The 11,154-nt window shown below is 22.1% G+C and carries 9 protein-coding genes; 3 read left to right on the top strand and 6 right to left on the bottom strand.

Going from position 1 to position 11,154, the window contains the following annotated elements:
- Position 1: 1 nt before the first annotated feature.
- The 5 genes from H0H56_RS00890 to H0H56_RS00910 form a co-directional block, all read right to left on the bottom strand.
- On the bottom strand, positions 2–1,603 hold the full coding sequence (locus tag H0H56_RS00890; RefSeq protein ID WP_185873995.1) for a glycerol-3-phosphate dehydrogenase/oxidase: 1,602 nt from the start codon (positions 1,601–1,603) through the stop codon (positions 2–4).
- A 127-nt stretch (positions 1,604–1,730) separates the two neighbouring features.
- Positions 1,731–3,065, bottom strand: a complete 1,335-nt coding sequence (ffh, locus tag H0H56_RS00895; RefSeq protein WP_185873996.1) for a signal recognition particle protein — start codon at positions 3,063–3,065, stop codon at positions 1,731–1,733.
- Between the two features lie 21 nt (positions 3,066–3,086).
- On the bottom strand, positions 3,087–4,832 hold the full coding sequence (argS, locus tag H0H56_RS00900) for an arginine--tRNA ligase (RefSeq protein ID WP_185873997.1): 1,746 nt from the start codon (positions 4,830–4,832) through the stop codon (positions 3,087–3,089).
- Between the two features lie 3 nt (positions 4,833–4,835).
- Positions 4,836–5,900, bottom strand: a complete 1,065-nt coding sequence (locus tag H0H56_RS00905; protein WP_185873998.1) for a branched-chain amino acid aminotransferase — start codon at positions 5,898–5,900, stop codon at positions 4,836–4,838.
- Positions 5,901–5,960: 60 nt separating this feature from the next.
- A complete protein-coding gene (locus tag H0H56_RS00910) occupies positions 5,961–8,402 on the bottom strand; it encodes an alpha-ketoacid dehydrogenase subunit alpha/beta (protein WP_185873999.1) in 2,442 nt (813 codons plus the stop codon).
- 107 nt (positions 8,403–8,509) lie between these two features.
- On the opposite strand from H0H56_RS00910, the gene ndk reads away from it, so the two are divergent.
- The 3 genes from ndk to H0H56_RS00925 are packed head-to-tail and all read left to right on the top strand — an operon-like array spanning position 8,510 to position 10,351.
- Entirely contained in the window at positions 8,510–8,950 is a 441-nt protein-coding gene (gene ndk, locus H0H56_RS00915) for a nucleoside-diphosphate kinase (protein ID WP_185874000.1), read from the top strand.
- A 39-nt stretch (positions 8,951–8,989) separates the two neighbouring features.
- Positions 8,990–9,580 carry a LemA family protein gene (locus H0H56_RS00920; RefSeq protein WP_185874001.1) on the top strand — a complete coding sequence of 197 codons (591 nt, stop codon included), beginning with the start codon at positions 8,990–8,992 and terminating at the stop codon, positions 9,578–9,580.
- A gap of 24 nt (positions 9,581–9,604) precedes the next feature.
- A complete protein-coding gene (locus H0H56_RS00925) occupies positions 9,605–10,351 on the top strand; it encodes a TPM domain-containing protein (protein ID WP_185874002.1) in 747 nt (248 codons plus the stop codon).
- On the opposite strand, the gene H0H56_RS00930 is transcribed toward H0H56_RS00925, so the two are convergent.
- On the bottom strand, positions 10,348–11,154 hold an 807-nt coding region (locus H0H56_RS00930; protein ID WP_185874003.1), incomplete at its 5' end, for a class I tRNA ligase family protein. The two genes, H0H56_RS00925 and H0H56_RS00930, sit on opposite strands and share 4 nt — an antisense overlap.

Below are 11,154 nucleotides of genomic sequence, written 5' to 3' on the forward strand. Positions count from 1 at the left end.
ATTAAATAATTGGATAATAATATTTTTTAGCTAATTTTTTAAAAGCAGATACTTGTGATTTTTCCCACGTTTTATCTCTAGAAAGTTCTTGTGCCATTAATGATGCTACTATTGGTGCTATCTTTATTGCTATTTTTGCATTTAAAAATAAAAAACGTAATCTTCTTGCCAAAACATCTTCAATGGTTCTAGCCATTTCATAACGTACCATCCATATAATTTCTGCTTTAATACAATAATAAGGATATTTAGAAATTAATGGATCTCCCCATACAGGATTCTCCTTAATTAATTTTTTAATATTATCTTCGTCTACTCCATATTTATTCCAATGAGAAGATTGATTATAATTAGATGAAGAAATAGATCCATAAATTCTAATTTCTTTTGTTAAAGAAAGTTTTTTATTTAATTTCCCTATTTTAATAGCTTTATTAACAGTTTCTTCCGCCATTTTTCTATAAGTCGTCCATTTACCTCCTATTATAGTAATTAAACCAGAAGGACTAATCATCAATTTATGTGATCTAGAAATATCTTTAGTTTTTTTATTATAAGATAAATTTGTAGGAATTACTAGGGGCCGTAAACCAGAAAATGCACTTAAAATATCATTTTTTTTAGGATTATATAAAAAATATTGGTTAAAATTATGTAAAATAAAATCTATTTCTTCTTCTAATGGATGAGGATCCATAATAATTTTATTTAAAAAAGTATCTGTAGTTCCAATTAAAACATGATCATACCATGGTATACTAAATAAAATTCTTCCATCAGAAGTTTTTGGAATAACAATAGCCGTATTTGAACTACTAAAAAAAGATTTATTTAATATAATATGTGTTCCTTGACTAGGTTTTATAAACATTGGCCATGTATGATCATCCATTTTTAAAATAGAATCAGAAAAAACTCCAGTCGCATTAATCACTGTTTTAGAACAAATAGTATATTTTTTTTTATTTTCAAGATCATAAGCAATGACTCCAGATATTTTATTTCCTATTTTTTTAAGATTTTTTACTTTAAAATAATTTAATAAAATTCCTCCTTTTTTTACACTAGTTTGGGCTAAATTTATAGCTAAACGAGAATCATCAAATTGACCATCATAATATAAAATACCTCCTTTTAGGTTATTTGGTTTTATTTCAGGAAATATTTTTAATATTTTACTTTTTGATAAAAATTGAGTTTTTCCAAAACTTAATGATCCAGATAACCATTCATAAGATTTTAATCCCATCCAATATAAAAAACCCATTCTATAATTGAAAATAGGAATAATAAATCGTTGTTTTTTTACTAAATGAGGAGCATTTTTTAATAAAAGACCTCTTTCTTTTAATGCTTCATAAACTAATTTAATATTTCCTTGAGCTAAATATCGAATACCCCCATGAACTAATTTTGTACTACGACTAGAAGTTCCTTTCGAAAAATCCGATTGTTCTAAAAGAAGAGTTTTATATCCTCTAGAAGCGGAATCTAAAGAAATTCCTAATCCTGTAGCTCCCCCTCCAATAATAACAATATCCCAAATATTAATTTTTTCTAAAATACTTAAAAATCTATCTCTATTTAAAAAACCTTTCATCATGATTTACTCATTCATAAAAAATGGAATATTTACTACTATATGGAAATAATATATTGAAATGAACAAAATTAAAAATATTTTCAATAAAAGAAAATTTTTATAAAAATTAAAATAATTTATATTTTTGTTAATTAATCATTTTGGATAAAAAATTTTTTATAATTTCAGATCCTGAATTATGATTCATTGTTTTCATTATTTTATTAATTTTATCAAATTGTTTTAAAAAAAGATTAATTTCTTTTAAAGGAATCCCAGATCCTTTTGATATTCTATTTTTTCTATTGCTATTAGAAAATAAGGTAGGATGATGTCTTTCATAAGGAGTCATAGATAATATAATAGATTCTATTTCTTTAAAAGAATCTTTTTTTTCCTTTTTTTTATCCAAAAAATTTTCCATTCCAGGAATCATAGACATAATATTTTTTATACTACCTATTTTTTTTATTTTTTTAATTTGTTCAAATAAATCCTCAAAATTAAAACGATTTTTTGAAATCTTTCTATAAATTTTTTTAGTTTTTTCTTCATTAAATTGTTCTTGTACTTTCTCTACTAAAGTAACGATATCCCCCATTCCTAAAATTCTATTAGCTATTCTTTCTGGATAAAAAATTTCTATATTTTCTATTTTTTCACCATTACTAATGAATTTAATAGGTTTACCAACTACACTAGACATAGTAATAGCTGCTCCACCTCTACTATCACCATCTAATTTAGTCATTACTATTCCATCAAAATTTAAAACTTTAGAAAATATTTGAACAGTATTAATAGCATCTTGTCCCGTCATTGCATCCACTACAAATAAAGTTTCATCTGGTTTAGAATATCGATAAATTGTTTCAATTTCATTCATCATTATTTTATCAATAGCCAATCTACCTGCAGTATCAATAATAATCACATTGCATTTTTTTTCATTAGCATATAAAAAAGACTTTTTAATAATTTCTATTATATTTTTATTCTCTTTTAAAAAGAAAACAGGAATATCAACTTTATCTGCAATTATTTTTAATTGATCTATTGCAGCAGGACGATGAATATCTGCAGCAACTAATAAAGGTTTTTTATTTTTTTTTTTTAAAAAAAAAGCAAGTTTAGAAGAAAAAGAAGTTTTTCCACTTCCCTGTAATCCACAAATTAAAATAATAGAAGGATTTTTGGATATATTAATTTCTTTATTTTTCCCACCCATTAATAAAACTAATTCATCATATATAATTTTAATAATTAATTGTTTTGGATTTAAAGAAGTCAAAACTTTTTTACCAATTGATTTTTCTTTTATTTTTTGAATAAAAGTTTTAGCAATTTTATAATTTACATCTGCATCAATAAGAGTTCTACGAATTTCTTTAAGAGTCGCTGTAACATTAATTTCCGTTATTTTATTATTTCCCTTCAAAATATGAAGAGCTTTATCCATTTTTTTTTGTAAATATTTAAACATATACGTTTATTTTTTTCTTTTTTACATACTATCAAGCATTTTTATGCCTAATAAACTCATTCCAGATTTTAAAATATTTCCTGTTATATGAATAATATTCATACAAACATTACTATGAATAATATTTAAAGGATTAATTATTTTTTTATTTTGATATAAATGATTAAAAATTTTAGATACTTCATATATGTAATTTGCTATTAATGACGGATTTAAATTAATTGATGATTTTTTTAAAATTAATGGATATTTTTGAATAATTTTAATCATATTTTTTTCATATATATCTAATTTTGTATTAAACCAATCTTTATTAGTTAATAAACATAAATCTAAAAAATTTCGTTCTAAAGAACGAATTCTAGAATAAGTATATTGAATATAAGTTCCTGTTTTTCCTTTAAAATCTATAGATTTTTTAGGATTAAAAATAATTTTTTTTTTAGGATCGACTTGAAGAAAATAATATTTTATAGCTCCTATAGCTATTTTTTCATAATATTTATCTTGTTTTTTTTCATTTTTTTTAAAAAAATATTTTTTTGCAATAGAATACATTTCTAATATAAAACTATCTGCATCGATAATATTTCCTTTTCTAGATTTCATTTGACCACTTGGTAAATCTACCATTCCATAAGAAAGATGTATTAATTTTTTAACCCATAAATATCCTAAACGTTTTAATATCCTGAAAAGAACTTTAAAATGATAATCTTGTTCTTTTCCTACAATATAAATTAATTGGTCTATACGATATTTTTTAAAACGTTCTATAGCCGTTCCTATATCTTGGGTTATATATACGGAAGTTTCATCAGAACGTAATAATAGTTTTTGATTAAAACCTTCTTTCATTAAATCAATCCAAATAGATCCATCTTTTTTTTGAAAAAAAATTCCTTTTTTTAAACCGTTTTTGATAATTTTTTTTCCAATATCATAAATCTTACTTTCATATTCTATTTGATCAAATTTTATTCCTAATTTTTGATAAGTTTCTTTAAATCCATCATAAACCCATTGATTCATTTTTTTCCATATATTTCTAGTATAACAGTCACCAGATTCCCATTTTTTTAATAATATTCTAGCTTCATTTAAAATAGGAACATTATTACTATTTTTTTCTTTTTTATTTTTAATTTCTTGATGATATAATTTATCAAATAAATAATAATATTTTCCTACAAAATGATCTCCTTTCATTCCTACATGATCAGGTGTTTTTCCTTCTCCGATTTTCATCCAAGTAATCATAGATTTACATATATGTATTCCTCTATCATTAATAATTTGAATTTTTTTTACTTTATGTCCTACCATATTTAATATTTTTGATATAGAAGAACCAATCAAAATATTTCTAATATGACCTAAATGAAGAGGTTTATTTGCATTAGGAGAAGAGTATTCTACTATAATATTTTTAGAGGTAAATTTTAAATCATAAAAATTATTATTTAACATTTTTTTAAGTAGATAAAGATAATAACTATCTTTAAAAATAAAATTTAAAAAACCTCCAATAATAGAAAAATTTATATGATTTTTTAATTTTTTTTGTACATAAAATCCAATTTTTTTTCCTATATTTTCTACAGGGGTTTTCAAAATTTTTGATAAAGGAAATAAAATTAAAGTAATATCTCCTACATGTTTTTTATTAGTAAATTGAAAATTTAATTTTTTAAAATTTTTTAATTTATATAAAATATATAGACCTTTTTTAGTAATTTTTTCTATAGATTGAAAATCATCATACATAGATTATAATAATCTTTTTAATTGTAATCTCCATCCAAAAGGATCTTCTGATAAATTATGTTGTATATCTAATAATCTTTTTTTTAATAAAAGAGATATCCTTTCTTCATCTGGAAGATCAGGTAAAAAAAAATTTTCTCTTTTATAACTAATTGTTTTAAAATAATTAACGACTACTGCTGTCCCACAACCAAAAGCTTCTTTTAATTCTCCTTTCTTGAATCCATCTATTATTTCTGAAACTTTTAAATCTTTTTCTATTATATCTATTCCTTCTTTTTGAGCTAAAGAAAGAAGACTATTACAAGTAATCCCACTTAAGATATTTTCATTAAATTTTGGAGTAATTAATTTATTTTTTAACCAAAAAAAAACATTCATCGTTCCAGATTCTTCAATAATAGTATGAGTATAAGAATCTGTCCATAAAAGTTGATCAAAACCTTCTTCTTTTGCTAATTTAGTTGGATAAAAAGAAGAGGCATAATTCCCAGCTGCTTTAGTAAACCCTATTCCTCCTAAAGTAGACCTACTATATTTTTCTTCTATTTTTATTTTTAAAGGTTTTTTATAATAATTATCATCTGCAGGCGTAGATATAATTATAAATAAATAATTATTAGAAGGTTTAGCAGACAAAATTCCTTCTGTAGCAATAAAAAAAGGACGAATATATAAAGATTGTCCATAATTTTTAGGAACCCAATTTCTATCTATATCTATTAATTTTTTTAACCCATCCATAAAAATATATTTTGGAATTTTTGGCATTGATAAACGTTTAGCAGATTTATTTATTCTTTTAAAATTTTCTTCTGGACGAAATAAAAATACTTCTTCTTTTTTATCTTTATAAGCTTTCATTCCTTCAAAAACCGCTTGTCCATAATGAAAAACTAATGATATAGGAGAAAAAATCATATTTCCAAATGGTTTAATAATAGCATTTATCCATTTTCCATTTCTACATTCTGAAGTAAACATATGATCAGAATAATGATTTCCAAAAGAAATATTATTAAAATTCATTTCATTAATCCTGGAATGTAAAGTTTTTTTTATTTTCATACATTTGGAAAAATAAGTTTATTAATATTAACAAAAATAAATATAAAATAAAAGATATATTTAATTAAACTGCATAATTTGTAATATTTTTTCTATAATATTTTCAACAGATGGTTTAGAAAAATAATCTCCATCAGATCCATAAGGAGGACGATGTTCTTTCGCAGTGATAGTAACAGGTGGAGAATCTAAATAATAATATCCATTTTGTTCTTCTAATATTTTTTGTAAAATATAAGCAGAAGCACCCCCTGGAACATCCTCATCGATAATTACTAATCGATTAGTTTTTTTTAAACTTTTTTTAATATCTTTTTTAATATCAAAAGGTAATAGAGATTGCAAATCAATAATTTCTAATTCTATATTTTTGATTTTAAATAATTTTTCTGCTGCTTCATGAACAATTCTCCATGTAGATCCATAAGTAACAATTGTGATATCTTTTCCTTTTCTAGTAATTTCTACTATTCCAATTGGAGTTTTAAAATAACCTAAATTTTCTGGTAATTTTTCTTTTATTCTATAACCATTTAAACATTCAATAACTAATGCAGGATCATCTCTATCTAATAAATTATTATAAAATCCAGCAGCTTTTACCATATTTCTTGGAACCAGGACTAAAAGTCCTCTTAAATAATTAATAATACCTCCCATAGGAGATCCAGAATGCCATATTCCCTCTAAACGATGTCCTCTAGTTCTAATAATAACAGGAGATTTTTGCCCTCCTTTTGTTCTATATTGTAAACAAGCTAAATCATCACTCATAATTTGTAAGGCATATAATAAATAATCTATATATTGAATTTCAACTATAGGACGAAGTCCACGCATAGCAAGACCAATTCCTTGTCCGACTATAGTAGATTCACGAATTCCAGTATCAAAAATACGTATTTCTCCATATTTTTTTTGAAGTCCTTCTAATCCTTGATTAACATCTCCAATTTTACCAACATCTTCACCAAAAATTAATAAATCAGGATATAGTTCTAATAATTTATCAAAATTTTCTCTTAAAACAATTCTTCCATCTACTTTATTTTTTATATTTTCTTTATATATAGGAAAAACTTCTGTAGAAGTTAATCTAGATTGTTCAGAAATACTATACAAATGTGAAGAATAATTATCTTGTTCTATTTTATATTTTTTTTTTAACCATTTGATAAGACAATTTTTTTGATAAGTATCTTCTTCATAAATCAGATATAAAGATCTACGAACGATACTAAATATTGATTTTTTTGTATATAAATTTTTATTTTGTAATTTTTGAACATATGTTTTAATTTTTGTTTTATAAGGATATGTTAATTGTATTTTTTGCAAAAAAGTTATAGCTTCATTTTTAATTTTTTTAATTGGATTTTGAAAATCTATCCAAGCCATTTTTTGTTCATGATGAACATATTCTTTTGCTTCAAAATCTATTTTATTTAAAATATCTTTAATATTATTATTATGTAATTGATCTGTTTTAAATCGAAAATTTAAAATCCATTCTTTAAATTTTTTTATTCCATCATTATTTTTTTCCCATTCTAAACGTTTTTTAGATTTATATCTTTCATGAGAAGAAGAAGTAGAATGTCCTTGAGGTTGAGTTAAATCTGTTATATGTATAATAACTGGAACATGTTCTTCTCGTGCAATTTTATCTGCTTGTATATAAGTTTTTATTAAATCTATATAATTAGATCCATTAACACGAAAAATTTCTATTCCATTTTCTTTGTTATTTCTTTGAAATCCAGATAAAATATCACTAATATTTTTCTTTGAAAATTGATACTTATTCGAAACGGATATTCCATATTCATCATCCCAAATAGAAAGTATAATTGGAATTTGTAATACTGAAGCGGCATTAACTGTTTCCCAAAATAATCCTTCAGATATACTAGCGTTTCCAATAGTTCCAAAAGCTACTTCATTTCCATTATTCGAAAATTTTTTGTGTGTTTTTTTTAAAATATTTAAATTTTTATAAATTTTAGAAGCTTGAGCTAGACCTAATAATCTAGGCATTTGAGCTGCTGTAGAAGAAATATCAGCACTAGAATTTTTTTTATTTATAATATTTATCCAACTACCATCTTTATTAAGTAATCTTGTTCCAAAATGAGAAGGCATCATTCTACCAGAAGAAACAGGTTCTGCTTCTAAATCAGAATGTGCATATAATTGAGAAAAAAAATTTTTTACAGTTAAAACCCCAATAGCCATCATAAAAGTTTGATCTCTGTAATATCCAGATCTAAAATCTCCATTTTTAAAAACTTTAGCCATAGCTAATTGAGGAATTTCTTTTCCATCTCCAAATATTCCAAATTTAGCTCTACCATTTAATACCTCTTTACGTCCTAAAATACTAGTTTCACGACTAATTATAGCTAATTTATAATCATTTAAAATCATTTTTTGAGAAAATTGAAAAGAAAAACCTATCTCATCATAATAGATACTCCTATTTTTATTATTATTTTTATTCATGATCATTAATCCTAATTTTTTATATATAAAAATAAAGTAATTTTTACGTATAAAATTCATTAATAATTTGTAGATTTTTATTAAAATTTTTTAAAATTTATTATAAAATGATTTATAAAAAAATGGGGAAGATTACATTATCTATTATAAAACCTGATGCAGTAAAAAATGGATATACAGGTCCTATTTTATTTCATATCATGAAAAAAAAATTTAAAATAATAGCATTAAAAATGACTTCTATTTCAAAAACATTAGCTATAAAATTTTATGAAAAACATAAAAAAAATTCATATTTCGAATCTTTAGTAAAATTTATGTCTTCTGGACCTATAATATCAATTATTTTAGAAAAAGAAAATGCAGTAAAAGATTTTAGAATGTTAATAGGAGATAAAAATCCAATTAATGCAAAAAAGGGAACTATACGTAAATTATATGCAAATTCTTTAAAAGAAAATGCTATTCATGGATCAGATAGTAATGAAAATGTTTTTAGAGAATATCCATTTTATTTTTCTAAAAAAGAAATTTTTTTAAATTTTTAAAAAATTATAATAAATTCGTAATTTTTATAAAAATTAAAAATGAAAAAAAATTTTTTAATCACAATTTCTATTATTATTTTTATATTTTTTTGGATTACCGGGATCTATAATCAATTAGTAAATTTAAACGAAAATATAAAAAAACAATGGAGTCAAGTAGAAAATGTTTATCAACGTAGAGCAGATTTAATTCCAAATTTAGTAAAAACAGTAAAAGGGTCTGCTGATTTTGAAACAAATACTTTAAATAAAGTAATAGAAGCAAGAGCGAAAGCAACTTCTATTAGAATAGATACAAATGATTTAAATCAAAATAAAATAAATAAATTTCAAAATGCACAAGAAAATTTTAATAATTCTATTAATCGATTATTATTTATTGTAGAAAATTATCCAAATATTAAATCTACTCAAAATTTTTATGAATTACAAAATCAATTAGAAGGAACGGAAAATCGTATTAATATAGAAAGAAATCGTTTTAATGATCAAGTAAACTGTTTTAATAGTTATAGAAATAAATTTCCAAAAATAATTATAGCAAATTTTTTTTCTAAATTTCAAGAAAAAGGATATTTTCAATCTAAAAAAGGAACAGAAAATGCTCCTATAATAGATTTTTCTAAATAAAATGATAAAATTAATCAATTAAAAATGAAAGATTTGATAAAAAAAAATTTAAAATTATTATTAATTTTATTTTTTTTTATTCCAAATTTAATAAAAGGACAATTTAATATTCCTCAATATTCAAAAAAAATATATCCAATTAATGATTATGCAGGAATATTATCTAATATTCAAATTAAAGAATTAAATAAAAAACTTATTCAATATTATAAAACTACTTCGACAGAAATATTAGTTGCTATAATTAAAGATCTTTATGGAGAAGACCCAAATTTATTAGCTTCTCAATGGGGGGAAAAATGGCATATTGGTCAAAAATATAAAAATAATGGAATTATTATTTTATTATCTATTAAAGATAAAAAAATATCCATCCAAAATGGATACGGGATTGAACCATATATTACTGATTATTTAACTAAACACATTTTACAAAATATAAAACCTTTATTAAAAAAAAAATTATATTATGAATCAATAAACTTTAGTATTAAAACAATATTTAAATTTTTAAAAAATCATTTTAAAAATAAAAAAAAACATCATCAAAATTCTTTTTTAAAATGGAATTTTTTAATTATTTTTAGTTTGTTTTTAATATTTTTTTTATTCTATTCTCTTGAAATAGATGCTCCATTATTGTTAAATACGTTATTTTTAACAGATTTTTTATTTAAAAAAAAATATTTTCAAGAAAACGAAGATAATTTTGATGGATTTGGAGGAGGTGGTAATTTTGGAGGTGGAGGGTCTAGTGAAAATTGGGATTAATTTTTTTTTAAAAATTCTTTTAAAGAAGTTATTTTTTTTATAATATCACTTTCTTTTTTTTTTTCTTTTAAAAAAATTTCTTTAGAAACAGATTGTACATATTTTTTATTAGATAAATTTTTACGAATATTATATAATAAATTATAAAAATAATGAATTTTTTTTTGAATATTCATAATATCGATTTTATCGTAAAAATCATTTTTTTGAATAGATAAAAAAAACCTTTCTGATCCTACAAAAAAAGTAACTAATTTACTATCTTTAGGTTCTGTTAAAAGATGAATAATTTTAGATAAATTTGCTAATTTTATAATAACAGAGCAATATTCTTTTTCTTTTTTCATAGAGTATAAAACTAAACTTTTTTTATAAGAAAAATTCATTTTATTTCTTATAAAACGAATTTTAGATATAATTTTAGTAGCTCTTTCAAAAGACAATAATATATCTTTATTAAAAGATTTTCTCTTAGGCCAAGAAGAAATTATTAATGCCTCTTTTTTAGTTCTTTTTTTCAAAAGATGCCAAATTTCTTCTGATATAAAAGGCATATAAGGATGAATTAATTTTAATAATAATTCAAACCACTTAATTGTTTGAAAATATACTATTTCTGAAATTAATTGACCTATAATAGGTTTAATAATTTCAAGATACCAGGAACAAAAATCATCCCAAATTAACTTATATAAAATTATCAATGATTCATCAAATTTATATTTTTTAAATTTTTTATCAAAAATTTCTAAAACATAATAAAAACGATTTTTAAACCATTTCAATACTATCTTATCTGATTC

The sequence above is a fragment of the Blattabacterium cuenoti genome (genome assembly GCF_014252455.1).
GTDB classification, from domain to species: Bacteria; Bacteroidota; Bacteroidia; order Flavobacteriales; family Blattabacteriaceae; genus Blattabacterium; species Blattabacterium cuenoti_R.

What these genes read in the sequence shown, in the direction of transcription:
- H0H56_RS00920 (WP_185874001.1), top strand. Translation starts at nt 8,990, where the DNA reads ATGAAAAAAAATTTTTTAATCACAATTTCTATTATTATTTTTATATTT.
- ndk (WP_185874000.1), top strand. Translation starts at nt 8,510, where the DNA reads ATGATTTATAAAAAAATGGGGAAGATTACATTATCTATTATAAAACCT.
- H0H56_RS00890 (WP_185873995.1), bottom strand. Translation starts at nt 1,603, where the DNA reads ATGATGAAAGGTTTTTTAAATAGAGATAGATTTTTAAGTATTTTAGAA.
- ffh (WP_185873996.1), bottom strand. Translation starts at nt 3,065, where the DNA reads ATGTTTAAATATTTACAAAAAAAAATGGATAAAGCTCTTCATATTTTG.
- H0H56_RS00925 (WP_185874002.1), top strand. Translation starts at nt 9,605, where the DNA reads ATGAAAGATTTGATAAAAAAAAATTTAAAATTATTATTAATTTTATTT.
- H0H56_RS00905 (WP_185873998.1), bottom strand. Translation starts at nt 5,900, where the DNA reads ATGAAAATAAAAAAAACTTTACATTCCAGGATTAATGAAATGAATTTT.
- argS (WP_185873997.1), bottom strand. Translation starts at nt 4,832, where the DNA reads ATGTATGATGATTTTCAATCTATAGAAAAAATTACTAAAAAAGGTCTA.
- H0H56_RS00910 (WP_185873999.1), bottom strand. Translation starts at nt 8,402, where the DNA reads ATGAATAAAAATAATAATAAAAATAGGAGTATCTATTATGATGAGATA.